At 38.0% G+C, this 25987-nt stretch carries 25 protein-coding genes and 2 tRNA genes; 17 read left to right on the forward strand and 10 right to left on the reverse strand.

Translation table 11 applies throughout. The features are described from left to right. Positions 1-41: 41 nt before the first annotated feature. From CQA43_RS03835 to purD, 5 genes are read right to left on the reverse strand one after another with little or no spacing between them, the layout of a single operon-like run. Positions 42-2240: a polyribonucleotide nucleotidyltransferase gene (locus tag CQA43_RS03835; RefSeq protein WP_115551300.1), complete on the reverse strand. Its 2199-nt coding sequence runs from the start codon at positions 2238-2240 to the stop codon at positions 42-44. 15 nt (positions 2241-2255) lie between these two features. Beyond that, on the reverse strand, positions 2256-2981 hold the full coding sequence (locus CQA43_RS03840; protein WP_245944207.1) for a phosphoribosyltransferase: 726 nt from the start codon (positions 2979-2981) through the stop codon (positions 2256-2258). A gap of 9 nt (positions 2982-2990) precedes the next feature. After that, a complete protein-coding gene (locus CQA43_RS03845) occupies positions 2991-5126 on the reverse strand; it encodes an LPS-assembly protein LptD (RefSeq protein ID WP_115551301.1) in 2136 nt (711 codons plus the stop codon). Continuing rightward, positions 5119-5589, reverse strand: a complete 471-nt coding sequence (locus CQA43_RS03850; RefSeq protein ID WP_115551302.1) for an RDD family protein — start codon at positions 5587-5589, stop codon at positions 5119-5121. The genes CQA43_RS03845 and CQA43_RS03850 overlap by 8 nt, the downstream gene beginning before the upstream one ends. A 3-nt stretch (positions 5590-5592) precedes the next feature. Then, positions 5593-6849, reverse strand: a complete 1257-nt coding sequence (gene purD, locus CQA43_RS03855; protein ID WP_115551303.1) for a phosphoribosylamine--glycine ligase — start codon at positions 6847-6849, stop codon at positions 5593-5595. A gap of 406 nt (positions 6850-7255) precedes the next feature. On the opposite strand from purD, the gene CQA43_RS03860 reads away from it, so the two are divergent. Then, positions 7256-7759 carry a c-type cytochrome gene (locus tag CQA43_RS03860; protein WP_115551304.1) on the forward strand — a complete coding sequence of 168 codons (504 nt, stop codon included), beginning with the start codon at positions 7256-7258 and terminating at the stop codon, positions 7757-7759. Positions 7760-7880: 121 nt separating this feature from the next. Then, positions 7881-9287, forward strand: coding sequence for a glutamate--tRNA ligase (gltX, locus tag CQA43_RS03865; protein ID WP_115551305.1), 1407 nt, complete (start codon positions 7881-7883; stop codon positions 9285-9287). 117 nt (positions 9288-9404) lie between these two features. Here the strand turns inward: gltX and CQA43_RS03870 are convergent, their stop codons facing one another. Next, positions 9405-10433, reverse strand: a complete 1029-nt coding sequence (locus CQA43_RS03870) for an RluA family pseudouridine synthase (RefSeq protein ID WP_115551306.1) — start codon at positions 10431-10433, stop codon at positions 9405-9407. Between the two features lie 149 nt (positions 10434-10582). Between CQA43_RS03870 and CQA43_RS03875 the strand changes: the two genes are divergently transcribed. The 6 genes from CQA43_RS03875 (at position 10583) to pseF (ending at position 16104) form a co-directional block, all read left to right on the forward strand. Further along, complete coding sequence (locus CQA43_RS03875; protein ID WP_220271598.1) at positions 10583-11068, forward strand: EcoRV family type II restriction endonuclease; 486 nt, start codon at positions 10583-10585, stop codon at positions 11066-11068. A 26-nt stretch (positions 11069-11094) separates the two neighbouring features. Beyond that, on the forward strand, positions 11095-11580 hold the full coding sequence (locus CQA43_RS03880) for a DNA adenine methylase (protein ID WP_115551307.1): 486 nt from the start codon (positions 11095-11097) through the stop codon (positions 11578-11580). A gap of 180 nt (positions 11581-11760) precedes the next feature. Continuing rightward, on the forward strand, positions 11761-13089 hold the full coding sequence (gene purB, locus CQA43_RS03885) for an adenylosuccinate lyase (RefSeq protein WP_115551308.1): 1329 nt from the start codon (positions 11761-11763) through the stop codon (positions 13087-13089). A 165-nt stretch (positions 13090-13254) separates the two neighbouring features. After that, positions 13255-14241 (forward strand): UDP-N-acetylglucosamine 4,6-dehydratase (inverting), encoded by a 987-nt coding sequence (gene pseB, locus CQA43_RS03890; protein ID WP_115551309.1) that lies wholly within the window; start codon positions 13255-13257, stop codon positions 14239-14241. Next, positions 14238-15398: a UDP-4-amino-4,6-dideoxy-N-acetyl-beta-L-altrosamine transaminase gene (pseC, locus tag CQA43_RS03895; RefSeq protein ID WP_115551310.1), complete on the forward strand. Its 1161-nt coding sequence runs from the start codon at positions 14238-14240 to the stop codon at positions 15396-15398. The genes pseB and pseC overlap by 4 nt, the downstream gene beginning before the upstream one ends. A 1-nt stretch (position 15399) precedes the next feature. Then, on the forward strand, positions 15400-16104 hold the full coding sequence (gene pseF / locus CQA43_RS03900; protein ID WP_115551311.1) for a pseudaminic acid cytidylyltransferase: 705 nt from the start codon (positions 15400-15402) through the stop codon (positions 16102-16104). Between the two features lie 13 nt (positions 16105-16117). Here the strand turns inward: pseF and CQA43_RS03905 are convergent, their stop codons facing one another. Then, positions 16118-17569, reverse strand: coding sequence for an LTA synthase family protein (locus CQA43_RS03905; RefSeq protein WP_115551312.1), 1452 nt, complete (start codon positions 17567-17569; stop codon positions 16118-16120). 226 nt (positions 17570-17795) lie between these two features. Between CQA43_RS03905 and CQA43_RS03910 the strand changes: the two genes are divergently transcribed. The 3 genes from CQA43_RS03910 to CQA43_RS03920 all read left to right on the forward strand — a co-directional run bounded on the left by CQA43_RS03910 (position 17796) and on the right by CQA43_RS03920 (position 18855). Beyond that, positions 17796-17873 (forward strand) — tRNA-Pro (locus CQA43_RS03910). 18 nt (positions 17874-17891) lie between these two features. Then, a tRNA-His gene (locus tag CQA43_RS03915) sits at positions 17892-17968 on the forward strand. Positions 17969-18090: 122 nt separating this feature from the next. Beyond that, positions 18091-18855 carry a complement resistance protein TraT gene (locus tag CQA43_RS03920; protein WP_115551313.1) on the forward strand — a complete coding sequence of 255 codons (765 nt, stop codon included), beginning with the start codon at positions 18091-18093 and terminating at the stop codon, positions 18853-18855. A 24-nt stretch (positions 18856-18879) separates the two neighbouring features. Here CQA43_RS03920 and CQA43_RS03925 read toward each other — a convergent pair whose 3' ends face one another. After that, positions 18880-19674, reverse strand: coding sequence for a TatD family hydrolase (locus tag CQA43_RS03925; RefSeq protein ID WP_115551314.1), 795 nt, complete (start codon positions 19672-19674; stop codon positions 18880-18882). Between the two features lie 59 nt (positions 19675-19733). Here CQA43_RS03925 and ribE point away from each other — a divergent pair, with 59 nt between their 5' ends. From ribE to CQA43_RS03955, 6 genes are all read left to right on the forward strand, one after another. Continuing rightward, positions 19734-20357, forward strand: a complete 624-nt coding sequence (gene ribE / locus CQA43_RS03930) for a riboflavin synthase (protein ID WP_115551315.1) — start codon at positions 19734-19736, stop codon at positions 20355-20357. Beyond that, entirely contained in the window at positions 20357-20641 is a 285-nt protein-coding gene (locus CQA43_RS03935; RefSeq protein WP_115551316.1) for an EscU/YscU/HrcU family type III secretion system export apparatus switch protein, read from the forward strand. The genes ribE and CQA43_RS03935 overlap by 1 nt, the downstream gene beginning before the upstream one ends. Positions 20642-20870: 229 nt before the next feature. Then, entirely contained in the window at positions 20871-21704 is an 834-nt protein-coding gene (locus CQA43_RS03940; protein WP_115551317.1) for a flagellar hook-basal body protein, read from the forward strand. 11 nt (positions 21705-21715) lie between these two features. Continuing rightward, positions 21716-22507 (forward strand): flagellar basal-body rod protein FlgG, encoded by a 792-nt coding sequence (gene flgG, locus CQA43_RS03945; protein ID WP_034290788.1) that lies wholly within the window; start codon positions 21716-21718, stop codon positions 22505-22507. 125 nt (positions 22508-22632) lie between these two features. Further along, a complete protein-coding gene (locus CQA43_RS03950) occupies positions 22633-23487 on the forward strand; it encodes an alkaline phosphatase family protein (protein WP_115551318.1) in 855 nt (284 codons plus the stop codon). 56 nt (positions 23488-23543) lie between these two features. Next, the gene (locus tag CQA43_RS03955) at positions 23544-24386 is read left to right on the forward strand and encodes a phosphoethanolamine transferase (RefSeq protein ID WP_181881618.1); all 843 of its coding nucleotides are present in this window, start codon (positions 23544-23546) and stop codon (positions 24384-24386) included. Positions 24387-24419: 33 nt separating this feature from the next. Here CQA43_RS03955 and mnmA read toward each other — a convergent pair whose 3' ends face one another. Together mnmA and CQA43_RS03965 are read right to left on the reverse strand one after the other, a co-directional pair. Continuing rightward, positions 24420-25475: a tRNA 2-thiouridine(34) synthase MnmA gene (gene mnmA / locus CQA43_RS03960; protein ID WP_115551320.1), complete on the reverse strand. Its 1056-nt coding sequence runs from the start codon at positions 25473-25475 to the stop codon at positions 24420-24422. Then, entirely contained in the window at positions 25472-25894 is a 423-nt protein-coding gene (locus CQA43_RS03965) for a hypothetical protein (RefSeq protein WP_115551321.1), read from the reverse strand. The genes mnmA and CQA43_RS03965 overlap by 4 nt, the downstream gene beginning before the upstream one ends. Positions 25895-25987: the final 93 nt, after the last annotated feature.

Consider the following 25987-nt stretch of genomic DNA (forward strand, 5'->3'; position numbering starts at 1 on the left):
AAAATTATAACGCGTTTAGCTAAATTTTTGTTTAATTTAAGCTATTCCACAAGCCCTAATTCTACTTTGTTTTTATTAAGCGATAGCACTTCTACACGCACTTCATCGCCCTCTTTTAAGTAATCGCTAATCCGTTCATTTCTGTTGTTGGTTACCTTAGAAACATGTAACAATCCATCGTAATTATGAGGCAACTCTACAAACGCGCCAAATTCTACAACTTTTTTTACTTTACCTGTGTAAATATCACCCACTTGGTACAATTCATAAAGATTTGGTTTATTTTCTTTGGTATTTGCAATATTCAAAATATGCTCTTTTGCCGCATTCACTTTTTGCTTATTTCCCCCACTCACTTTCACTTCGCCATTATCACGATTCAAGTCAATCGCGACTTCAAATTTTTCAATAATTTCTTTAATCGTTTTGCCTGCTTGTCCAATCACTTCTACAATCTTGCTAGGGTGAATCGCAAAGATTTGTGAGCTAGGCAGAGATTCTGTATTTAAGACAATCTTTTCTTTTGCCTCTTCCATTAATCCCAAAATTTGCAAACGCGCCTCTTTAGCTTGAAAAAGCGCGTTTTTTAGTATTTCCGTTCTTAAACCCCCTAGCTTAATGTCCATTTGTAGTGCAGTGATTCCATTTGTACTTCCGGCAACTTTGAAATCCATATCGCCATCGTGGTCTTCTAAGCCCATAATATCTGTTAAAATCGCATATTTTTCCCCCTCACATACAAGTCCCATAGCAACTCCTGCAATCAAAGAAGTGCATTCAATATCCGCAGCTGCCAACGCTAAAGAGCCGCCGCACACTGTTGCCATAGAAGAAGAACCATTGGATTCTAAAATTTCAGAGACTAAACGAATCGTTTTAGAATCCCTATTAATCAAACTGCACTCTAGTGCGCGTTTTGCAAGATTTCCGTGTCCTAACTCTCGCCTGCTTGTCGCACCAATGCTACTTGCTTCCCCGACGCTAAAGGGTGGAAAATTATAATGCACCATAAAACGTTCCTTAGAGGTTGCCTTTTCTGTAAGTAATTCATAATTTTGTGCGTCCATCTCCCCTCCAAGAGTGCAAACCACAAGTGCCTGCGTCTGTCCTCGTGTAAAAAGTGCGCTTGAATGCGCTTTAGGCAAGAAATTTGTTTCAATGCTGATAGGACGAACCTCCTTTAAGCACCTGCCGTCCGCGCGTTTGCCCTCCTCTAATATCATTTGTCGGATAAGCGTGCGCTTTACTTTAGTGAGCGTTTCATTAACACGCTCTTCTAGTGATTCTATATCGTCTGAACTCTGTGTCTTCCAAGATTCCATAATTTCCTTAGCAAAGGCTTTTAAGCGGCTATTGCGTTCTGTTTTGGACAACGACTCAATCACTTTGCGTAAAGGTTCTAAATAATTTTGACAAATAAAATTTTCAATTCTTTCACAAACAAAGCTCTTTCTAGCTCTTTCTAGCTTTAGAGGCGACTTGACAAAAGGCGCGAAAGATTCCTTGATGAGCCGACTTTTAAGAGCAATCTGCGTACGCGCCAATTCTAAAGCCTCTATGAGTTTGTCCTCCTCTAATTCATTTGCGCTAAAGGAAGTGATTTCCTTCTCTTTTAAGGTTGTCATTAGGCTAAGAGGATTGCTAGAGGATTTTACCTTTACACCGCCAAAAGTGCGCATTTCAATCATTAACAAATCCTCATTCACACCGCTGACTAGCAAATCCAAAGTGCTTTGCTCCTGCTCATTTGGAGTTGGATTAATCACAAATTCCTCTGCAATTCTACCAATCCGCACGCCATTAACAGGAAAATGAAGCGGAATCTCGGAAACATACAAAGCCGCACTCGCAGCATTCAAAGCCAAAATTTGTAAATCACCATCACTCTCTGCGCTTAATACCATAATGGTAATTTGTGTAGGATAACAATAATCTTTTGGAAACAATGGGCGCAAACTGCGGTCTATAATTCTAGCTGTAAGAGTTTCGAAATCACTAGGCTTTGCTTCTCGTTTGACATAGCCACCCGGAAATTTTCCTGCAGCATAGGATTTTTCAATATATTGCACGGTTAAAGGCAAGAAATCCTCCTCTACCACGCAATTCTCATCAATTACCACCGTAGCTAGTAAAACATTATTGCCATTTTTATAATACACACTTCCGTTAGTTTGTTTAGCAAATTTATCAAAAATATATTCTTCTTCTTTACTCAAAAACATTAGTTTTGCTTCGTCCATTCTTCCTCCTTGAACTTATGGTTGTATATTGTTAAAAATTTCTTCAATGACTGAAGATTCTATTGCAGGATACTCTTTATAATAATATCCAATATCTACAAAATTTTTAGACCGATAAAGGCAAAAAATTCCGTCGGTTGCTTCGTCCATCACTTCTGCCACTTCAATGGGCGCAACAGGACAAGCAAAATGCACGGTTTTTGCTTGTAAGGTAATCACGGATTTAATAGATGCTAATGCAGTTAAACCACTATCAATCCCTTCATCTACAAGCAAAACGCGTTTGCCCTTAAGAGAAATTAAGGGGTTACCTTTGCGGTATTGATAAATGAGAGGCAACATTTTATCCTCGTATTGTCGTTGCACTTCGCCATAAATATAATCTAGGCTAATTTCAAAAGAGCGCACTAAAGCTTCGTTTATCACAACATCGTGCGTTTCAGTCGCCATTGCAATTTCACATTCTGGATTATTTGGTGCTAAAATTGGCGAAGTAAAGAGAAAAGCAAGCGGTGCTTTAATCATCTGTGCCAAACGATGCGCAAAAAGCACTCCTGCAAAAGAAATCCCCACAACAACGCAATCTTGCTTTTCAAAAAAACTCAAGGGCATATTATGCAGTAGTTTTTGCAATGCGTCATTGCGATTTTCAAAGAGAGTCTTTCGTCGCATAGAGTGCATTGTATTACCGATAAAATTGCCTCCAATCGTGCTAATAATTTCGCTATTTAAATTTCCCATATACTTGTCCTAATTGCCTACTTTTACATCACTGCTTAATAAAGGAATAAATTTAATTGTAAATAACACATATTTATCGTCTTTTGCTTCTGTTCCGTGCGTAGTCAGCATTGGATAGATTTCACTTACATATTTAAGCCCAAAAGAAAAACAACGGATAGAAGTTTCAAAGCCGACTTGCCAAGTCTTAAAGTAACGTTCCTTATAATCATAGCCCGCACTTGCAAAAATGTCAATGGATTCAAACTCTTTCTCAAATCCTGCCATTAGGTAATTTGCCTCGCCAAATCTCCCACGATTCCAATCAATATCTGCAAAAGATTGACGGAAAAAATGTCCAAAACTTGCATTCAAATACTCGCCGTCATAACGCACTTGATGTGTGGCTTCAGAAATCTTTGCCTTTTGATGTGAATAAAAAATGCTACTCAAAAAACTCCATTGATAATCATAAAAGTATTGAATCTCGTTTTCAAACTCTCCCATTTTGTGATTATCCTCCAAATAAAAAGGCTGCTTGAAGCGATGAGACAAAAAAAGTGTATCACTAGAATCATAAAAGTATTGAGAGCCACCAAACCGCAACTCTTGTCTATGACCGGGCAATGTAAAAAAGTCTTGAAAATCACCTTTTTCTCTATCAAAGCCGGGCAAAATATAAGAGGATTCCAAACTAATTGTATGCCCAAAGTCTTCATATTGCTTCACTAAATCAGAATTGACTTTGAATTGATAATATTGCGAATAGTAACGTCCGTCTTCTAATTTTTTTTGTTTTGTGTTGCTGTAGTTAATTTGTGTGGCATAAAAAATGGGTGAAGCCGAGAGATTGACAAAGTCATTCAAAAAACTTTGTGTATAGAGGATAGGGAGATGTGCTTCTTGCTGCACTGCACGATAACCCTTAGGACGCGTCCAGTTTTTGGCTTGATAGTCAAAACCATAGTATAAATTATCCAAAAACAAAGAATCCATTTGGCGATGGTATTGCACCTGTGGCAAAGTTTGTAGAGTCTCCGCATTGCTTGTTTTTTCTAAATCCGAATAATAGCGTCCATAAATACCCAAATAATCATTTTTACTTTTTAAAAAATAATTCAAACGGGAAGTCAAAAGACTGCCTTGTAAATCTGCACGTTCCCTCGTGTCTCTATCTGTTAGACGAAAATAATCAATATCAGAAATTTGCGAAATATCCGCATAGATTCCATCTTCATAAAAATAATTTTGTGATTTTGTTAGCAAATCTTTACGCTCGTATTTGAGTTGAAATCCAAAATGAGCCTGATTTTCTAAATCATAAGTTCTCTGATAGCTATCTGTATCGCCAAAATAACCAAAATTTGCCCATAACATTTCGTCCCTATCGTCTATGATTCTAAATTCATTATAGAATCCCGCACCCCTCTTTGTCCGAATTTGAGGAGCAAATGTCATATCCCACTCCTCTTGTGGAGCAATAAAAATGGGTTGGGAATATAAAAAACCATCGTCTTTTGAGTTTCCAATTTCAGGATAAAGCAAACCGCTTTTGCGCTTGTAGCCCAAAGAAAAAGAAAGATAAGGGAAATAAAGCACCGGCATATCATAAATGCAAAGACGAGGATTCCAAACGCTCAACCATTCTTCATTGACATCATATTGACTTTTACTTGCTTTTAATTGCCAAATTGGATTATTCACACTACAAGTTGAAATCGTTGTATCCTCTGTCTGATAAACATTCTTATCATATTGCGCACTTTTTGCATCTACCCATAAACCACTCATAGAATCCTGCAAATAAAAAGGCTCTAAAAAGGAATAGTCTTGCTGCATTTTAATCTTAATCTTTTGAGCTTTCAGATAAAGTGCATTTCCTTTATAAGCATTCACATTGCCACTTAGTGTGATTTCCCCGCTTTGTGTATCATAAGTCGCTTCATTGGCAGTTACAAAATAGTCTAAGTTAATCACCGTGGCATGCCCCTTGCCAATCACTTGAGATTGACTATATTCCATATCGTCAGCCAAAAACTCAAAAATAGCTTCTTGTTGGGAATTAAACTGCTTGATAGATGGACGTGCTTGTAAAAAATTTGGGACAAACAATGCAAAAGCCGCTACGCTTGATACAATTCCAAAGACTTTAGACAATTTAAGCATTATAGGGCTTTAGCTCCACAACGAGTGTATTGGCTGCTATATCGTGCAAGCCTCTTTTTAGAGGATTAGCAAAAATATAAAAGAAGGGCAAATACATCAGAAATTCATTCAATGTGCGCAAAAGTGAGCGCAAAAACGCTTGCCAAAAACTAGGATTATCCAACAACCCTAACTCTATCACGCGAATCTTCACGACAATTTTTCCAATCGTCGCTCCATAAAACTGCACAAAAAGCCAATGATATAAAATGCGGATTCCATAAAGAATCGCCCAAGAGCTAGAAACAATCGCCAACATTGCTTCTACATCGCCCGTATTTTGCATAATGCTATCCCAATAAATCCCAATGATTACCATACTTAAAAGTAAATCATCAATCAAATGTGCCACGATTCGCTTCCAATAAGGAGCAACTTCAATTTCTTCACGTGCTAAAATTTCTTCAATCTTATTGGTATTCATTGCCTACCTCAAAGCTTGATAGGCAATATCTTTGCGATATTGCATTCCTTCAAAATTAACAGATTCCACTTGTGCATAAGCATTTTTAAGTGCCTCTTGCACATTATCGCCCTTACCCACACATACAAGCACACGTCCTCCGGTTGCGAACAAATCCTCTCCCTCTTTGCTCACTCCTGCAAAGCTAATATGGGATTGCGTATTATCCAAAGAACGAATCACAATTTTTGCTTTGGGAGAACTTTTGTAAGGATAGTCCTTAGAAGCAACCACAACTCCTACACATACTTTGGACTCTAACTCAAATTGCACATTTTTCAAATCCCCTCTAGCGCACGCTAAGAAACAATCCAACAAACCATTTTTAAAAAGCGGCATTAACACTTCGCATTCTGGATCGCCAAAGCGAACATTAAACTCTAGCAAATAGGGCTTACCTTGAACAACCATAATCCCACAAAATAAAGCTCCATTAAAAGGATTTCCATCCTCTGCCATACCTTTAAGTGTCGGCACAATAATTGTGGATTTGACTTCTTCAAGGATTTGCGCATTTACCAAAGGAGCAGGAGCATAAGCCCCCATTCCTCCTGTATTTGGACCTTTGTCTTTGTCCAAAAGTCGCTTATGGTCTTGCGCGGCAGGCAATACAATGAAATCCTTTCCATCGCACATTGCAAAAACAGACAATTCAAATCCGTCTAAAAATTCCTCAATCACAATTGTTTTACCCGAATCCCCAAAACTCTTTCCGTCTAACATTTCCTTCGCTGCTATTTTTGCTTCCTCGTGGCTTTGGGCTATAATGACGCCTTTGCCTGCACACAAACCATCAGCTTTTACGACAATAGGCAAACTTAAAGCGTCAATAAATCTGCAAGATTCTACATAGTCTTGCGTTTGAATAAAACGTGCTGTCGGGATTCCATATTTTTGCGCAAACTTTTTCATATAAGCTTTCGAACCCTCCAAACGCGCGGCTTTTGCGCTTGGACCAAAGACAAGGATTCCATTTGCCCGCAAAGAATCCGCTAAACCATCTACCAATGGTGCTTCAGGACCTATAATCACAAGTCCGATTCTTTGTATCAATGCAAAATCTATAAATTCTTGTTGATTTGCAAAATCAATATTTTTGCCAAGTTTGCTTGTTGCACCATTGCCCGGATAAAAATAAATCCCGTCTATTCTGCATTCCTTTTGCAATGCAAGCCCAATTGAATATTCACGCCCGCCGCTACCCACAATAACAATTTCCATATTTTACAACCTTAAAATTTTTGTTTTTAAAACTTTCAAGATTTTTTAAAAGAAAAACTTTCAAAACAAAAATATTATTCTCTATTTTTTACAAGACCCAAGCAAGCGTTACTTATTTGTCTAGCCCAAAAATAGGCAACGATTCTAGCCATAAGCAACTTATTAGGCGGCAGATTCTCGTCTCAACTTAAGAGACTCAAACGAAAACACCATCACACAAAGCCAACTATACAACCAGCAATACTTAAATTATGTTGGACTCCAAAATTAAAGAAATGCGCTTTGCTTAGGCAAAAGGAATTATAAACTATCCTAGCTAAAGTGGCTTTTAACTTTAAACCAAAAATTAATAAAGTTTAGGCAAAATTGCGCAATTTAAATTCAAAAATAACAAGGAATCCCAAAAATGAAAAAAATTTTATCAGCTTTTGTTTGTGCCGCAGTTTTAAGCAGCACACTTCCTGCAAATGAATGCGTCTGTTTTGAACTCAAAGGTGAATTTGGGGAAGAAATCAAAGCCATTTTGCAAAAATATTCCAAAAATTTAGGCTCAAAAGACATTAAAGTCGTGCGTGAAGACGCGGATTTGACACTTCAAGAACGAAATTTTTTAGATAGTCTCTTAGGCACAGGTTCCGTAGCAAGCACAGCTAAAACAGCAGATTTAGAAAAAGGCAAAAAACTCTATGAACGTGATTGTGCAAATTGTCATGGGCAAAAAGGTGAAATTGCTGTAGCAAGCAAGCCCGCAATTAATACTTGGAAAGCAAGTGAAATTGCAAGTGAAATTAAAACCTACCAAAATCAAAGCTTTGAAGGACAATCTCGTTTTATCAAAAACCAAGTAGCGCAACGTTATACCAGACGCGATATGGACGATATTGGTGCATATATTGAAACACTAAAGTAAAGGACATTAAAGTTTAAAAAATAATGTGAAATTCCTCTACTTTGAGTAAGAATTTTTAAGCAAAAATTTCAGCAATCTTAAGTTAAGATTCTGCAAATTACATAAAATTTTAAGGAATAATATGAGCAAAATTGTAACAAGATTTGCACCTTCTCCTACGGGTTATTTACATATCGGTGGCTTACGCACCGCACTTTTTAACTATCTTTATGCAAGGGCAAATGGTGGAAAATTTTTATTACGCATTGAAGATACGGATTTAGCACGCAACTCAATAGATGCCAAAGAAGCAATTTTGCAGGCATTTGCTTGGGTTGGAATGGATTATGATGGCGAAGTTGTCTATCAAAGTCAAAGATTCTCGCTCTATCAAGAATACATTGACCGCTTATTAAAAGAAGGAAAAGCATATTATTGCTATATGCAAAAAGAGGAATTAGACAAGAATCGCAAAGAGGCGGAAGCCAAAGGGCAAGTGTGGAAATACGACAACCGCTATCGTGATTTTACAGACACGCCACCTGCTGGAGTAAAACCTGTTGTGCGAATTAAAGCACCCACAGAGGGGGAAATCTGCTTCCTTGATGGCGTCAAAGGTGAAATCAGAATTGCGGCAAAAGAATTGGACGATTTCATCATTGCACGCAGTGATGGCACACCCACTTACAACTTCGTCGTAACGATTGATGACGCGCTTATGGGGGTAACAGATGTGATTCGTGGCGATGACCATTTAAGTAACACACCCAAACAAATCATTCTTTACCAAGCATTAAGTTTTGTGATTCCGCGATTTTATCATGTGCCAATGATTCTCAATCCTCAAGGGCAAAAACTTAGCAAACGCGATGGTGCAATGAGTGTTATGGAATACAAAACTCTAGGTTTCCTGCCCCAAGCCTTATTGAATTTTCTTGTACGTTTAGGTTGGAGTCACAAAGACCAAGAAATTTTTTCTATGCAAGAAATGTTAGATTTCTTTAATCCCAATAGCTTAAATAGTGCTCCCTCTGCCTACAATAAAGAAAAGCTTTTGTGGCTAAACGCACACTATTTACACAAACTAGATTGCAAACAAATCAATACATTATTGCCTTTTTATGGCGCAGAGATTCCAAATCAACGCGCACAAGAGATTCTGTATCCCGAAATTAAAGAACGTTCTAAAACACTATTGGAATTTGTTGAAATCCTAAAAACTTGTTTGACTTCTGTCGTAACTTATGACGAAAAAATGCTCCAAAAAGTCAAGAATGAGGAGAATATTCACTTGTTAAAAGAATTTATGATTTATTTGCAATCCCTAAAAACACCTTTTGAAAATGTGCAAGAAGCAGAACAAGAAATTGCGACTTTCGCAGATTTTCAAGGAATCAAGGCAAAAAGCTTTTTTATGCCTTTACGCTTTGCTCTGCTTGGCTCACCCGGTGGCGTTGGAATCGCGCCCTTGATGAGCGCATTAGGAGCTGAAGTGGTCATAGAAAGAATCAAGCAAGCATTAGAAATTTTAAGCAAAAGCGATTCTTAAAACCAAAAATCCCTTATGCAAAAAGATTAAAAGAGCAATCTTTTAAATCTGGATTCTATCTGCCTTTTTGTTGGGCAGTTGCACAAGCATTTTATGGATAGAATCCAAATCAAAATTTCAAGAAAATGGAATCTCAAAAGTTTTGCTACTTTGAAAATCATAGGTTTTACCTTCAAAGTTAAATTTCAAATGATAAGCGTGCAACATCAAGCGCGTTGCCCCAAAGTAAATCTCTCGCCTCCTATTGCTCAAGCCATATAAAGAATCACGGGAAAGATTTTGTGATTTTGCGGGGATAAATTCCGCGTCTAAATATTCCCGACTATGCACATCTAACGCTCCATAGAGAGGGTCTCCCAAAATCGGAAAGCCAAGCGCATACAAATGCAAGCGAATCTGATGTGTGCGCCCGCTTTTTGGACGCACTTTTAACAAAGTGCATGGCACAGTTTGCAAGTTAGAATCTCCACCAAAAGATTTTTGCAAGCAAAAATCCAACACTCCTAACATTTCAAATTCGCTTTTTGCCTCCCTAAAGGATAGTGATTCCGCTTCACTCTGCCCTAAAAACTTAGAACGTACGCACAAATCCCCGCCTTTTGGTTGTGTTGCAAGCGGCAAAGAGAGGCAAAAATCTCTCCCCCTCCAATTACTTTTACTCAAATCCCCACGCACAAGAGCTAGATATTCTTTTGTAATGTGATGATTTGCAAACATTGCACCGAGCTTTGTAATACTGCGTGAATGCTTACCTACAAGCACAAGCCCGCTAGTCTCCTTGTCAATACGATGAACCAAGCTAGCCTCCTCCCCATAAAGAGAGCGCACCTCATCAACAAAGCTATGGTGTGCAAATCTCCCTTTAGGGTGAATGAGCATTTTAGCTGGCTTCTCAAAAAGCGCAAAATGTTCATTCTCATAAAGTGGCTTTAAGCCGACAGAATCAGCTTCAAATATGAGAATACAAACACTTTTTTCCAATATCTTGGCTTTTTCATTATTCTTTAGAGGTTTGCCCTCATAAATCACTTTGCCTTTATTAATATATCTTTGCGATTGTGCCATATTTAAATGCAAACATTGCATTAAGAATTGATGAGCTTTCATTGGTTTTGGAATAGGAAATTCTTTTAAAACAAAGGGCATTTTGTAACTTTTAAGTAGGATTGTGTTAGGATATTTTAACATAAATTGAAAGATTTAATTTCTTATATAGAAAAGCGACACAAAAATGCAAAATATCCTACAAAGGCAAGGCGAACAAGCTACAAACTACCGATAATCAAGGAACAAAAATGAATAAGCAAGAGTTTATACAGAACTTTAGAAATTTTCTTGATACCCTACAAGATAAAATCTGCGAAGACTCTAAATGGAAAATTAAAGGTTTTACTCTAGGTTCACACGGAGAATATTTTAAAAATAGAGAATCTAACAAGAATATCCAATTCCCTTATAATCAATATCAAGGACATTTTTGCTTGGGTGTAATTTATGATAGAATAATGATTGATGAACTCACGCGTTATGGAATTGATGATTTAAAAAAAATTCCGTCTGTGATACAAAATCTCACTTTATTTTTTGTAGAGAAATATAAAATAGCTAGCGATTCTAGTGGTAGTGGTAATACTGCAAATATACGTAGCATTAAAAATATTGATGATATTATCAATGAGAGAGGTGTATTTGCAAATCTTGGTGAGGAAATTTTTGATGATTATTGGATAAATTATGGGCAAATCAATATTACAGATTCTAAAGAAAATAACAAAACTTAAAGAGTATTTAATATATAGGGATAGAAATGAAAATTAAGATTCCACCACTTAAAATTCAAGGCATCAAAAGTAAGCTAGTCTGCTCCATTAAAAGCACAATGAAGTGGGATAATCAAGGAATCTACTTGGAGCCATTTATGGGCAGCGGTGTTGTAGGCTTTAATATCGCACCTAATGGAGACTTTATTTATTGCGACCCACCTTATATTGATAGGCATTGTGATTATTTTAATGCTTGGAATGAAACGAAAGAAAAAGAACTTTATGAAATTTTATCTAGCACAAAGGCAAAGTTTATACTCTCAACTTGGCATAGTAACCGATATAGAGAAAATAAGTATATAATAACATTATGGAATAGATTTTATAATGACATTATTGAGCATTTTTATCATTTGGGTGCAAGTGAAAACAATAGAAACGCAATCAAAGAAGCATTAATAAAAAACTATGTTGTGGATACAAATTTTATACCAAGTAATCCTGCAAGACAAAAATCTTTATTTGGATAAACAATGCACACTAGACTCTATAAATCACTGCATTCGGTTGGCAAAGGTAGAGCAGTTAAGATTTTATTCGCAAATGGCTTCAATAAAAATATGTATAGAGTGCATAACAAGAAGCAAAAAGATAAGTAATGCTTTATGAAATCTCAAATTACAAACTTTAATTTACTTTAAGGAGAAAATATGGTAGAACGATATGCAAGAGAAGAGATGAAAGGGCTTTGGGATTTAAATGCGAAATATTCTGCTTGGCTAGAAGTAGAAAAGGCATTGGTAAGAGGGTGGAATAAACTTGGGTTAATTCCTAATAGTGATTGCGAAAAAATCTGCAAAAATGCAAAATTTGATATTGCGAGAATTGACGAAATTGAAGCAGTTACAAAACACGATTTAATTGCTTTTACAACGAGTGTGGCGGAATCTTTGGGTGAGGAATCACGTTGGTTTCATTATGGTATCACCTCTAGTGATTGTATTGATACTGCTGTGGCACTTCAAATGCGAGATTCCTTAAAAATCATTATAGAAGATGTCAAGCATTTATGCGAAGTGATTAAAAAAAGAGCACTAGGACACAAGGAAACCTTAATGGTGGGACGCTCTCACGGAATCCACGGCGAACCCATTACTTTTGGGCTTGTTTGTGCGATTTGGTATGATGAAATCAAGAGACATTTGAGAGCCTTAGAAGCCACCTTAGAAGTGATTTCAGTGGGGCAACTAAGCGGTGCGATGGGAAATCTCGCACATACACCTATGGAGCTAGAAGAACTTGTCTGCGAGGATTTAGGGCTAAAAGCCGCACCCGCTAGCAATCAAGTAATTCAAAGAGATCGCTATGCAAGACTTATTAGTGATTTAGCACTTCTTGCAAGCAGTTGCGAAAAAATCGCCATAGAGATTCGGCATTTACAACGTACCGAAGTCTATGAGGCAGAGGAATATTTTTCACAAGGACAGAAAGGGAGTAGTGCAATGCCACATAAGCGGAATCCCGTGTTGAGCGAAAATATTACCGGGCTTTGTCGTATGATTCGCTCTTTTGCGATTCCAGCTATGGAAAATGTTGCGTTGTGGCACGAGCGAGACATTAGCCACTCTAGTGTGGAGCGGTTTATTTTACCTGATTCTTTTATTACCACAGATTTTATGCTTCATCGCCTAAGCGACTTGCTTGAGAAGCTTGTCGTCTATCCTAAAAATATGATGAAAAACCTCAATTTAACAGGTGGGCTTGTCTTTTCACAACGCATTTTACTAGAACTTCCCAAAAAGGGCGTCAGTCGTGAAAATGCCTATAAGATCGTGCAACGCAATGCAATGAAAGTATGGACAGATTTGCAAGAGGGCAAAGCCGCTCTTAACAACAAAGGAGAATCTCTTTATTTGCAATATTTATTGTCCGATTCCGAATTGGTTGGGTTAATTGGAGAAAACGCCATCAAAGAATGTTTTGAATTTAGCTATTACACCAAAAATGTAGAGGCAATTTTCAAGCGCGTGTTTGGATAGCCTAACACCTCACAAAGCCTTATTTAGAGGATATTTCAGCCCGTTCTTATCCTTGCAAGCCGATTTGTCGGCGTGGCAATCTACAATATTGAATCCCACAATAAAAACAATGAAATATCAGATTTTATAGTATAATTAAACCCTATTTTTTACATAAGGTGCAAAATGTTCAATGATAAAAGTATTCTAATCACCGGTGGCACAGGGAGTTTTGGTAAATGCTATACCAAAACACTCCTAGAGCGATACAAGCCCAAAAAAATTGTCATTTTCTCCCGTGATGAGTTGAAGCAATTTGAAATGGCACAAACCTATAACGCCTCTTGTATGCGATATTTTTTAGGTGATGTGCGTGATGAAAGCAGACTCAAAGAAGCGACCATTGGAATTGATTACATTATCCACGCCGCAGCACTCAAACAAGTTCCAGCCGCAGAATACAATCCAACAGAATGCATTAAAACAAATATTTATGGCGCGCAAAACGTCATCAATGCAGCCCTTAGCAATGGAATCTCAAAAGTCATTGCACTTTCCACCGATAAAGCGGCAAATCCTATCAATCTCTATGGGGCGACAAAATTGGCAAGTGATAAGCTTTTTGTCGCGGCAAACAATATTGCCGGAATGCGCAAAACTCGCTTTTCTGTCGTGCGTTATGGTAATGTTATTGGCTCACGTGGCTCTGTCGTGCCATTTTTTCAAAAGCTCATTTGTGAGGGAGCAAAAGAGTTACCTATTACAGACCCAGAAATGACACGCTTTATGATTACTTTGCAACAAGGAGTGGATTTTGTTTTGAAAAACTTTGAAAGAATGAAAGGTGGGGAAACTTTTGTCCCTAAAATTCCATCAATGAAAATAACCGAAGTGGCGAAAGCTCTAGCTCCAAACTTACCTCATAAAATCGTCGGAATCCGACCGGGTGAAAAAATCCACGAAACGATGTGTCCGAGTGATGATAGCCATATTACCTATGAATTTAACGACTATTATGTCATTGCGCCTACAATTCAGTTTAGCTTCATTACCGACTTTAGCACCAATGTGTTAGGTGAGAGTGGAAAGCTTGTGCCACGCGGATTTTCTTATGATTCTGGCACAAATAAACAATGGTTAAGTTGTGAGGAATTTTTGGAGTTGCTACAATGATTCCTTATGGCAAACAAGAAATTACAGAATCAGATATTAATGCGGTAATAGACGCTCTCAAATCCCCTTTGATTACGCAAGGACCAAAAGCACAAGAGTTTGAAGAAAAGATAGCGAGTAAAGTGGGTGCGCAATTTGGTGTGAGTTTCAATAGTGCAACAAGCGCGCTCCATTGCGCCGCTCTTGCTTTGGGGCTTGGCAAAGGAGACTTTTTATGGACGACACCCAATAGTTTTGTTGCGAGTGCAAATTGTGGAATCTACTGCGGTGCAAAAGTAGATTTTGTAGATATTGATGCACAAACCTACAATTTAGACACAAAAGCGTTAGAGAAAAAACTCAAAAATACTCCCAAACGCAAATTACCGAAAGTGCTTGTAGCCGTGCATTTTGCCGGACAAAGCTGCGAGATGAAAGAAATTTATCGCTTAAGTCAAATCTACCGCTTCAAAATCATAGAAGACGCTTCACACGCACTTGGTGGAAGCTATTGTAAAATTCCTATTGGAAGTTGTAAATGGAGTGATATTACGATTTTTAGCTTCCACCCTGTTAAAATCATTACTTGCGCAGAGGGTGGAATCGCCACGACAAACAATGAAAAATACGCAAGCAAAATGCAAATATTCAAAAGCCACGGAATCACAAAAGACACAAAAAGATTCAAAGGTGAAAATGCTGGGGCTTGGTATTATGAGCAACAATTTTTGGGCTTTAATTATCGCTTAAGTGAATTACACGCAACACTTGGAATCTCGCAATTAACGCGACTAGAAGAATATGTACGCGTGCGCAACGCACTAGTAAAAACCTACAACGAAAATTTAAGCAATTTGGAGCTGATTTTGCCCTATGTTGCACCTTATAATTACAGTGCATTCCACTTGTATGTGATTTTACTCACCAAAAAAAGCGGAATCAAACGCAAAGAATTATTTGGCAAATTACAGGCAGCTGGAATCGGTGCACAAGTGCATTATATCCCAATTCACTTGCAACCCTTTTATGCACGATTTGGTTTCAAAAAAGGAGACTTTAAAAAGGCAGAATCCTACTATCAAAACGCCATTAGTCTGCCACTTTTCCCAACTTTAAGCGAACAGGAGCAGCAAAAAGTGATTGCGACTCTACAAGAATCTGTGCGCAAAAAGGACTAAAATGGAATCTTGTGTGTGCGTAATCCCCGCACGCGGTGGGAGTAAGCGAATTAAAAGAAAGAATCTCAAAAATTTTTGTGGCAAACCCATTTTGTCTTATAGTCTGCAAAATGCGCAAAAAAGCGGAATCTTTGATAAAATTCTTGTTTCAAGTGATGATGAGGAGATTTTAGAATTTGCCAAAAGTTTTGGAGTTAGCGCATTGAGGCGTCCAGAGAACTTAAGCACAGATTATAGCAGCACAAGAGAGGTGATTTTGCACGCAATAGAATCCCTTGAAATGCAAGAAGTAGAATCGCAAGATTTATGGATATGCTGCCTCTATGCAACTGCACCTTTGCTAGATTCTAAGACACTTACAGAATCTTTTTTGCAAGCGAAAACCTACGCGTCCTCTTGCTATTGTTTTGGTGCAGTGGAGTATGATTACTCGCCTTATCGCGCCTTTAACATTATAGAAAATCACAATAAAATGCTTTTTAAAGAGCATTTTTCTAAACGTTCGCAAGATTTAGAGAAAATCTACCACGACGCAGGGCAATTTTATTTCGCACGCTCAAGTGTATGGCGCAATCGTGAAAATATTTTTGAGGATTCTGTGAGTATTGTGCTACCCCCTATGCGTGTGCAAGATATTGACACACTAGAGGATTGGGAGCTTGCGGAGCTTAAATTCAAGCTTTTAGCCAATTCTTGTAGGAAATAGGTTAGGCGAGATTCTATTGCGCAAGATTGAGAAGCTTGTAACGCAGTTGCAATTCTAAAAATTCTTGATAAATCTTGTGGAATTCCAAATGCTCCTCATCAAGAGCAAAGCTTTCTTCTGTGCTAAGCAAACTTTGATTATCTTTATACTTATATCCAAGATTGGAGCTACGCGGATAAATCCCCTCATTGTCAATCCATACTTCCGCATTAAAGCCAAATGCAAATTTATCATTCTCTTGCGTCTCTAGCAAATTGCGTCCGCCAAGATGTAAGAATCTTGTTTCGCTCAAAGTCAAGGCATAGAGTGTGGGGAATATATCCTTATGCGAGCCAATCCGAGTTTTGTCATAGACTATTTCTCCTTGATAGGCTTTTGGAACATAAAGATAAAAGGGCACGCCATAAGCTAAGGCTTTTTCTGTATTAAAATCCATTGCCACTCCCCTTACTCTATGGTCTCCTGTGGCAGCAATAATTAACTTGTCTTTTAGCTCACTTTGCTTGACTTTGCTTAAGAATCTCGCAAATTCATTGTTGGCATAAACATAAGTATTTAGGATTGCGGAAGTGTTTTTGGGTATTTTGTCAAAAATCTCTAATGGAATTTGCTCTTTAGAAAATAAAATCGGCACTTCAGGATAAGGGGGATGGTTTGAAACACTTAAAGTGAGAATCAAAAGTGGCTCTTTTGCACTAGATAAAAGCTCCAATGCCTTTTGATACATAAACTCATCACCTACACCATAATGAGAATGAAAATGTATTTTACTTGAGTTTGGATAATCTTGAAGTAAAGCAACTTCATCAATGATTTCATCAGCACCTTGCGCTTTCATAAAAAACCCCAAATCAGACCAAGTTGAATTGCCCGCAGTAAGAAAAATCACTCTATAACCTTGCTGCTTATAAACTTCTATTGGGATAAAGGGTAAATAATGTTCCTTATATTTTGATTTTGAAAGCACAATAGGACTTTGGAAAAACAAACAAAAGAAACTTGAGGCTGTGCCATTTTGGCATGGTAAAAAACGTGTCCATACAAAATCCTCTTCAAAATGTTGCGCAAGTTCGCCTAGCAGATTCAAGTTTCCCTCTTGCAAAGACAGCATTTGAGTGCCAAAACTTTCCATTAGATTCACCATAATATGCGGTGGATTCTTAAGTGCAAAGTCATTTTTGGGAGTTGTGGAAAAAAGTGGAAAGATTTTTGATAATTCCTCTAATCTCTCCATATTAGCAGGTTTTAAATCCAAAGTGTCTTTTTGATAATCTCTTAATGCAAAACTAAAACTCATCAAAGGATTGAGGGCAAGAGAATTAAAGCTTTCTATTTTGGAGAAACGATAATTTCCAGCCCTCATTGCAACATAGCTAAAATGTCCCCTTAAAGCCAATACATAAAGCGCAAGAAAAATCAAAAGCAAGCTCAAAATCATAGGAAGTTTAACATTAAAAGTAGGCAATTTTAAACGCAAGATCTTTGTATTCAATCACACACAAAAGGCGGTAAAAACGACTGCACAAAAAAATAAAAGTAAAGCTCAAAATCTGTAAGACAACCAATCGCATAAAACTCCTTCTTAACTCCTTCTTTTTGCAAAATGAAAGTTTCTATTATAGCATATTTGCCTTGATAGAATATTGACAATCAAGGTTTTACAAAGTATAATTACGCTTCTTTTATTTAGTCGGGGCGTAGCGCAGTCTGGTTAGCGCACTTGGTTTGGGACCAAGGGGTCGAAGGTTCGAATCCTTTCGCCCCGACCATTTTCCTAATCTTAAATGGTGGGCGTAGCTCAGTCGGTTAGAGCATCAGATTGTGGTCCTGAGGGTCGTGGGTTCGATTCCCATCGCCCACCCCATTGAAAACCTTTTATTATTTTAGAATCTCATTCTTTTTCTTTCATTATCTTGCTGTTATCCAAAAAGTTAGATAAATTTAGTATAATATTTATAATATTTATTTTCTCAAAAAGGTTCATCAATGAAAACAATATGGCTTCCTCTTTTATGTATCTTAGCATTAAGTGGTTGTGTTACAACAACAATGCAAACAAAAGCGACAATGTCGCAAAGCATTTTTATAGACCCTGTTGCAAAATCCAAACAAACGATTTTTGTTGCACTGCGCAATACAAGCGGACAAGAAATTAATTTGGAATCTAAAATTTTACAAAAACTACAAAACAAAGGCTATATTGTCGTAGATGACCCCGAACTTGCCAATTTCATCTTGCAAGCCAATGTGCTTTATTGTGATATTAAGCAAGAAAACAATGCGGTAGGTGCGGGTGTCTTAGGCGGTGCTGTGGGTGCTGGCGTGGGTGGATATAATCACAACTCCGCTACTGGAACGGTGGTTGGAGGATTGGCAGGTGCAGCTGCTGGTGCAATTCTAGGAAAACTCACAGAAGATACGATTTTCCAAATGCAAGTCGATATTAATGTGCGCCAAAGGATTGAAGGTGGCACTATTAATTATAATGCAACAGATAGCGGACAAGCTAGCGTGCGAGATGGACGACGAGCGGGCTTACTCAATAGCTTTGGAGGAAATGTCGCTAGCACGCAAGGTGGTGGCAAACTCAATGCCAATCAAGTCCAATATAGCGGACAAACTTATACTGGCAATTACTCTGAAAAATCCACCACACTTTTTGCGGAAGCAACGAAGCTAAATCTCACATTACAAGAAGCGATTCCTGTTTTAGAGGACAAAATTTCTACGCAAATTTCAGGAATTTTCTAGAGAAAATTTGAAGCGGTTAAGATTCTACAATTCCCCAAAAAGCCTTGTAGTGTTTTGGTTGATTTGATTTGCCAACATTTCTTTGGGTAGGTTTAGAATCTCGCTCATTTTTTCTAATACCAAAGGCACAAAGCTTGGCTCATTACGCTCTCCTCTGTGAGGGTGAGGCGTGAGATAGGGCGCGTCTGTCTCAAGCAAAAGCGAATCAAGCGGAATCCTAGGTAATACTTCTACAAGTTTTCTCGCATTTTTAAAGGTTAAAACCCCCCCGATTCCATAATAAAAGTTAAATTTTGCCAAAGAGAGCAGCTGAAAATCCGCATTAAAACAATGCAGGATTCCACCTTTAAGTTTAGGAGCGTAAGTTTGCAAAATCTCCAAACTATCCAACGAAGCGTCTCTAATATGCACAATCAAAGGTTTTTGAGATTCTATGGCGAGATGGATTTGCGCAATAAAAACTTCTTTTTGCTTTTGTTTTACCTCTGCTTCAGATTCCACACAAAAATCCGCAAGATTATCCTCTATCCTATAATAATCTAGCCCACATTCTCCTACCGCCACACATTTAGAATCGCTTAAAAATTCTTTAATGTAACCTTCATCATATAAATGCGCCAAATCTGGATGCACACCGCTTGCAAAATAAACTTCTGCATAAGTATGCGCCAATTCTTGCGCCCTCCTTAAGTCTCTAGGGTCAGCGGCAGGGATAATAAAACGTGTGATTCCAACCTTTTTGGCACGCTCTATCATCAAAGGAAAATCCTCTATAAATCGCTTATCGTCTAAATGGCAATGCGTATCACAAAGCTGCATATTGCTCCTTTTATGCTACAATTTGCAAATTTTAATGCAATTTTACTTAAAGGTTGGAAATGTTTACAGGACTTGTGCGTGAGTTTGGCAAAGTCAAATCCTTGCAAGACGCAACATTGACTTTGCTTGCAAAACATAAACCTCAAATCGGAGATTCTATCGCAGTCAATGGGGTTTGTCTCACAACAATTCAAATCTTAGATAAGGGCTTTATGCTAGAGCTTAGTGAGGAAACACAACAACACATTGCGCTAGAGACTTATACAGATTGGGTGCATATTGAACCCGCTATGCGCCTAAGTGATAGGTTAGATGGACATCTTGTGCAAGGGCATATTGATGGAATTGGGGAAATTGCAAAAATAGAATCCAACAGAATCGGCACGGACTTTTTTATCCGCACGACTCCAGAGATTCTCGCACTCTGTGCGCCAAAGGGAAGTATTGCAGTCAATGGCATCAGTTTGACGATTAACGAAATCCTAGAAAATACTTTGCGCTTGACGATTATCCCACACACTTTGCATTCTACGCTTTTTAAAACCTACAAAGTCGGAATGCGTGTCAATATAGAAACCGATTGTCTTGCACGCCTCGTGCGACACTTTCTGCAATCACCACAAGAAAAGCCAAACCCAAAACTAAGTTGGGAAGCGGTAGATAGAATCTTGGGAAGCTACTAATGCCACCGCTACTCAATCAAAAAGCTGTCGCCCTTGCTTATGAGCAAAACAAACAACGCGCTCCAAAAGTTATAGCCAAAGGTGAGGGATTTCTTGCGCAAAGAATCATTGAAAAGGCAAAGGAATACGAAATCCCCTTATTTCAGAGCAAAGCACTTGTGGATTCGCTAATTAACCTAGAATTAGACGAGGAGATTCCACCCACACTTTATAAGGCAGTCGTAGAAGTCTTTATTTGGCTTTACAAAACCGAAAATAAAGCACAAATGAGCAATAAAAAGTGAGGATAAAGAAAACACTTAACGAGGCAATCTATAATATAAGCAATCAAAATATTTAGTGGCAAGATAAAATTATGGATTGCCACGAAAATTTTTTAAATTTTCTCGCAATAATGTAGTGGCAAACTTAGCTCTTGGGAGATTCAACAATTTTATTTTAAAATAATTTTAGAATCTCATTTTGGAACACCTTTTGCTTTAACTCTCACAAAAGTTTAACAAAAGGCATAAAATGCAAGGTGGATATTATAGCTCTGTCGGCGGTATGGTTACACAAATTGACCGCTTAGATGTAATTGCAAACAACATCGCAAACGCAAATACAACCGGATTCAAGCGTGATGATGTTGTGATTGGAGATTTTTTAAGACTTTATGAACAAGCAAAGGACTTTTTGCCTATTGATGAGCAGACAAAAGACGCGGCAAAATTTTACAATCGCTCTTTGAATCGCGTGCCACAAATCGTAGAAGAATTTACTGACCGCTCACTTGGCGGAATGATGCAAACAGACAATACCTTTGATTTCGCACTTGGGCGAGAAAATGCGTATTTTATGATTGAAACACCCGAAGGAATTCGCTACACACGCGATGGTTCTTTTGTGTTAAACGAACAAGGCAGATTAGTCAATAAAGAAGGCTATCCCGTGCTTCCTCGCGAATATTTGGACGCTCCACAATATATTGAATTTATTGATGGATTCCAAGTAGAAGTGGATACCAATGGAAATGTTTATACGCGAGACTTAAACAATGAGGGAATTAGCGAAATGGCTTTGATGACAAATATCGGAATCGTAGCCTTTGAAAACCCAAAATATCTTAAAAAAGTAGGAGATAATCTCTACTCTTACCCAGAGGAGCGCAACAACGAGCGCGAAGCACTAGAACAAAGTGGCGCAGTGCGTCAAGGGTTTTTAGAAAAAAGCAATATTAATGTTGTCTATGAAATGACTGGATTAATTGAAGCAAACCGCTTAGTGGAAGCCTATTCCAAAGTGTTAAAAACACATATGGACGAGCTAAACACAGAAGCCATCACAAAACTAGCAGCAAAAGCATAAAAGGATTCCAAATGATGAGAGCACTCTACACAGCAACAACAGGTATGTTAGGACAGCAATTATTTATTGATGTTACTTCAAACAATATTTCCAATGTCAATACCTTTGGCTATCGCAAGGAACGCGCTGAATTTGCGGATTTGTTCCACCAAGTGATTCAATACGCAGGTTCAAGCACTTCAGAGACTACTCTTAGCCCAACAGGAATTGAAGTGGGATTAGGTGTGCGCCCTACTTCGGTTCAAAAGCTATTTTCTCAAGGAAACTTCAAAGAAACAGAGCAAAACCTTGATATTGCAATCACGGGCAATGGATTCTTTCAAATTGAACTTCCTGATGGCACGATTGCCTATACGCGTGATGGAGCATTTAAACGTGATGATGAGGGTAATGTCGTCAATTCTCAAGGTTATTTACTCGTGCCAAATATCACGATTCCAGATGACGCAAGAGAAATCAATATCGGAACAGACGGGACGGTAACCGTTGTGCAAGGCAACGCTACTGAAGTCAATCAGTTAGGACAGATTGAAACCGTGAATTTTATCAACCCCGCAGGCTTGCACGCGCTAGGCGATAATCTTTATCTCAACACCAACGCTTCAGGAGACCCAATCGTTGGCACTCCGGGACTTAATGGCTTCGGGCTGCTAAGACAGGGATTTGTAGAAACAAGCAATGTGAAGTTGGTAGAGGAGATGACAGATTTAATTGTCGGGCAAAGAGCCTATGAAGCCAATTCTAAGTCTATCCAAACAGCGGATTCTATGCTCCAAATTGTCAATCAACTTAAACGTAACTAACACGCTATTTAAGAGAGGGCATTCTATGCCTTTCTTTGCAAATCTCCCCTTTCTTGCAATTTTAAAGGACTATTTATCCAAAAAATATTAAACTACGATTTTAATATTAGAATAAAGGGCTTAAAATGTCTAGCTTTTTCTCCTTTTTAGAACAGAATTTATCTAGTGTTTTATTTATCTTTATTTGCAATGCGATTCTTTTATTTTTTTGGAATTATTTTTCTTATTTTTACGATTCTATCCCTTGGTTTTTAGAAAAGCTCACCAAATCCCTCCTTAGCACAATCTTGCTAGAACTCCTTTGCTTACACCTCGCCTTTTTACTTTTCCCAAGCAATCTTGCGCGCACTCTTTTGTTATTACTTGTAGGTTTAAGTGCGATTGCACTTATCGTAGAGGGATTTTTGCTGTATTCTTATCGCAGTCTCATCACACCCTATGTTCTTGACGCAATCTTGCAAACAAACTTCAAAGAAGCAAGAGAGTTTTTCATTGCTTTTTTGAATCTCAAGATTTTCTTAATTGCCCTTGGATTCCTATTAGCTGGTTATGGTTATTTTAAGTTTTTCCCAACCCCACAAACAACCCTGTCTCCTAGATTGATTGGAATCTTTTTTGCGCTTTATGTGCTGCTTAGTGTGATTTTCATCGCAGATGTTGCCAATCGCTACTTCAAGCACAAGCCCGAACCTTTTGCGAAGCTCAACGAAAATTCCCTCACGCGACTTTTTTATAGTATTCGTCAGTATTATGGTAGCACGAGCTTCTATACAAGCTACAAACAACTTGTAAGCAATTATCAAGCCTTGCGTGAATCCTATCAAGGTAAAATCTCCAAAAGCTCCGATTCCCCACAGCATATTGTGCTAGTCATTGGGGAATCCACACAAAGAAATTTCCTTGAAGTTTATGGTTATGAGCTTCCCAATACCCCCTTTTTAAGGAGCTTTGCAAATAATGAGGGGGGGGGAGGCAACTAGCGTTATTTAGCGATACAATCGCATCTTTTGCGCAAACCAAACTCGCCTTACAACATTTGCTCAATTTCTCCAATGCTGGAGATAGTCAATGGAATCAATCCTTAGACCTTATCAATCTTTTTTCGCTTGCAGGATACAAAACTGCTGTTTTTTCCAATCAAGAAGTTGTCGGCTCAGAAGTCAATGCCTTTTCCTCTATCGCATCTCTTGCGGATTATAAAGCAAACTTAAACAAGTTCATCACAAGCTCCCGCATTGCAGAAAGTCAAATTACATACGATGGATTCCTTTTGCCTTTTATTCAATCTGCACTAGAGCAAAATCCTACCGAATCTCGCCTAGACATTATTCATTTAATGGGGACACATTTTAACTACGATAAACGTTACCCCAAAGAATTTGCGAAGTTTAATGCAAACGATATTCATTATCCAAGTTTTGCCGATAAGAAACAAAAGGAAATCATCGCTACTTATGCCAATGCGGTTTTGTATAATGATTATATTTTGAATGAGATTTTTAAAATCTATGCAAAGAGTGATTCTATTATTTTTTATCTTAGCGACCACGGAGAGAGTTTATACGAATACAAGGGCAAATTAGGGCATTTTGTAACTTCAAGATTCACTGCCGAAGTGCCATTTCTCGCTTTAATGAGTGAAGAATTTATCCAAAAACATAAAGAAACTGCACAAAAAATCCAAGCGGCTAAAGACAAACCTTTTGTGATTGATGATTTGATTCATCTACTCTGCGATGTTGCACAAATCCAAGTCCAAGACTATAACGCAACCAAGAATCCACTCTCGGCTGAATTTAATGCAAAAAAGATAAGAATCTTTAATCAAAAAGCAGATTATGACAAAGAGTTAAAAGGAGAAATTGCGCAACCAAAATAAATTACAGAGATAGCAAAGAATCGCAAGGCGGATTTAAACAATAAAGCCACCTCCTAATACTTTGTCGTCCTCATAAAGCACCAAAGCCTGCCCGCTTGCTACGCCAAAGGCTGGCTCTTGAAGATTTGCAAGCAAGATTTCTTGCTTTTTTCCTTCCGAATCCTCCTGAATTAATTGCACTCTTGCCTTGACCTTGTGGCTTTTATAGCGAATCTTTACTTCACATTCTAGGGCTTGTTGCTCTGCAAACATTTCTTTTGGCACAGAAAAATTAATTGCCCGCACTTGATAAGTCGCCAATTCGTCCTTTTCACCCGCAACAATCGTATTTTCCTGCGGATTAATCTTTAACACATAATGCGGATTCAATGCGCCCTTAATCGTAAAGCCCTTGCGCTTACCAATCGTGTATTGCATATAGCCTTTATGTGTGCCAATCTCCTTACCTTGTGTATCCAACACCACTCCGGGAGATTCTACATTATAATGTTTTTCCAAAATATCTATGTAAGTATTTTCCACAAAACAGATTTCTTGCGAATCCTTATAACTCTCCAAAGTCCCAAGCCAAGGAAGCTCCTTTAATGCAATGGGCTTAATCTCTTGCTTCCTTTTATCCCCCAAAGGAAAAAGAATGCGCGGAATCCACTCTTTTTTGAGCCCAAACAAAAAATAGCTTTGGTCTTTTGTCGTATCTATGCCTTGCGCAATTTTGCCCTCTTTGACTTGCGCATAATGTCCTGTGGCAACATAATCATAGCCTAATTGCTCCGCCAATCTAAAAGCAATTCCAAATTTCACCAAAGGATTACATAGAGCACAAGGATTTGGCGTTTGCCCCTTAGCATAGGATTCCACAAAATAATCATAAACACTTTTTTTGAAAAGTTCGCGCTCGTCTATTATCGCATAAGTAATGCCCAAAGCCTCCGCACATCGTTTGATATTTGCCTCATAGTATTGGTGCTTTGCCTCCTTATCGTGTAATTTCAAATACACACCATATACAAAATAACCTTGCTTTTGTAGCAAATAGGCGCAATAACTAGAATCTACTCCTCCACTCATTAATAACAAAACTTTTTTCATTTTTTCCTCATAAATGTTAATTTTTCACTTAACAAAAGTTTATTATCTGTGTATTTTGCCCATAGAATCTCCAATGCAAAAATCTCACCATTACCGAGTTTGGCAAAAGGAAAGCGCGCATAATAGAGATTCTTTTGCTGTAATGTCGCTCGTTTAAAAAACGTCTTAATTTGCAAACCTTGAATCCTGCCAAGATTCTTAGAATCCTTTGCAATAATAACAGCAACTTTTGGGTTTAAGGCGCAAAGTTGAATATGTTTAGAATCCTGCGCGCTCTTAAAAAGCAAGCTAAGATTCGCTTCATCAAAGGCATAATAACAACTTGCGCTATAAACCTCTAATGTATCAGAATCTGCTTCAACGACACTCAAACTTAACAAATGATATTTTTTGATAAAATCTTTTATTTTTGGATTCATAAGATGGAATTGTAGCTAAAATTTTGGCGAAAACGAGGGAAAGACATTCAATAAATGGTAATATTTCGTATCCTAAGAAATATAAGAAGTTGC

This window comes from Helicobacter ganmani, assembly GCF_003364315.1.
GTDB classification, from domain to species: domain Bacteria; phylum Campylobacterota; class Campylobacteria; order Campylobacterales; family Helicobacteraceae; genus Helicobacter_D; species Helicobacter_D ganmani.

Coding starts and splice junctions, on each gene's coding strand:
- CQA43_RS03835 (WP_115551300.1), bottom strand. CDS start 2,240: ATGGACGAAGCAAAACTAATGTTTTTGAGTAAAGAAGAAGAATATATT.
- CQA43_RS03840 (WP_245944207.1), bottom strand. CDS start 2,981: ATGGGAAATTTAAATAGCGAAATTATTAGCACGATTGGAGGCAATTTT.
- CQA43_RS03845 (WP_115551301.1), bottom strand. CDS start 5,126: ATGCTTAAATTGTCTAAAGTCTTTGGAATTGTATCAAGCGTAGCGGCT.
- CQA43_RS03850 (WP_115551302.1), bottom strand. CDS start 5,589: ATGAATACCAATAAGATTGAAGAAATTTTAGCACGTGAAGAAATTGAA.
- purD (WP_115551303.1), bottom strand. CDS start 6,849: ATGGAAATTGTTATTGTGGGTAGCGGCGGGCGTGAATATTCAATTGGG.
- CQA43_RS03860 (WP_115551304.1), top strand. CDS start 7,256: ATGAAAAAAATTTTATCAGCTTTTGTTTGTGCCGCAGTTTTAAGCAGC.
- gltX (WP_115551305.1), top strand. CDS start 7,881: ATGAGCAAAATTGTAACAAGATTTGCACCTTCTCCTACGGGTTATTTA.
- CQA43_RS03870 (WP_115551306.1), bottom strand. CDS start 10,433: ATGCCCTTTGTTTTAAAAGAATTTCCTATTCCAAAACCAATGAAAGCT.
- CQA43_RS03875 (WP_220271598.1), top strand. CDS start 10,583: ATGAATAAGCAAGAGTTTATACAGAACTTTAGAAATTTTCTTGATACC.
- CQA43_RS03880 (WP_115551307.1), top strand. CDS start 11,095: ATGAAAATTAAGATTCCACCACTTAAAATTCAAGGCATCAAAAGTAAG.
- purB (WP_115551308.1), top strand. CDS start 11,761: ATGGTAGAACGATATGCAAGAGAAGAGATGAAAGGGCTTTGGGATTTA.
- pseB (WP_115551309.1), top strand. CDS start 13,255: ATGTTCAATGATAAAAGTATTCTAATCACCGGTGGCACAGGGAGTTTT.
- pseC (WP_115551310.1), top strand. CDS start 14,238: ATGATTCCTTATGGCAAACAAGAAATTACAGAATCAGATATTAATGCG.
- pseF (WP_115551311.1), top strand. CDS start 15,400: ATGGAATCTTGTGTGTGCGTAATCCCCGCACGCGGTGGGAGTAAGCGA.
- CQA43_RS03920 (WP_115551313.1), top strand. CDS start 18,091: ATGAAAACAATATGGCTTCCTCTTTTATGTATCTTAGCATTAAGTGGT.
- CQA43_RS03925 (WP_115551314.1), bottom strand. CDS start 19,674: ATGCAGCTTTGTGATACGCATTGCCATTTAGACGATAAGCGATTTATA.
- ribE (WP_115551315.1), top strand. CDS start 19,734: ATGTTTACAGGACTTGTGCGTGAGTTTGGCAAAGTCAAATCCTTGCAA.
- CQA43_RS03935 (WP_115551316.1), top strand. CDS start 20,357: ATGCCACCGCTACTCAATCAAAAAGCTGTCGCCCTTGCTTATGAGCAA.
- CQA43_RS03940 (WP_115551317.1), top strand. CDS start 20,871: ATGCAAGGTGGATATTATAGCTCTGTCGGCGGTATGGTTACACAAATT.
- flgG (WP_034290788.1), top strand. CDS start 21,716: ATGATGAGAGCACTCTACACAGCAACAACAGGTATGTTAGGACAGCAA.
- CQA43_RS03950 (WP_115551318.1), top strand. CDS start 22,633: ATGTCTAGCTTTTTCTCCTTTTTAGAACAGAATTTATCTAGTGTTTTA.
- mnmA (WP_115551320.1), bottom strand. CDS start 25,475: ATGAAAAAAGTTTTGTTATTAATGAGTGGAGGAGTAGATTCTAGTTAT.
- CQA43_RS03965 (WP_115551321.1), bottom strand. CDS start 25,894: ATGAATCCAAAAATAAAAGATTTTATCAAAAAATATCATTTGTTAAGT.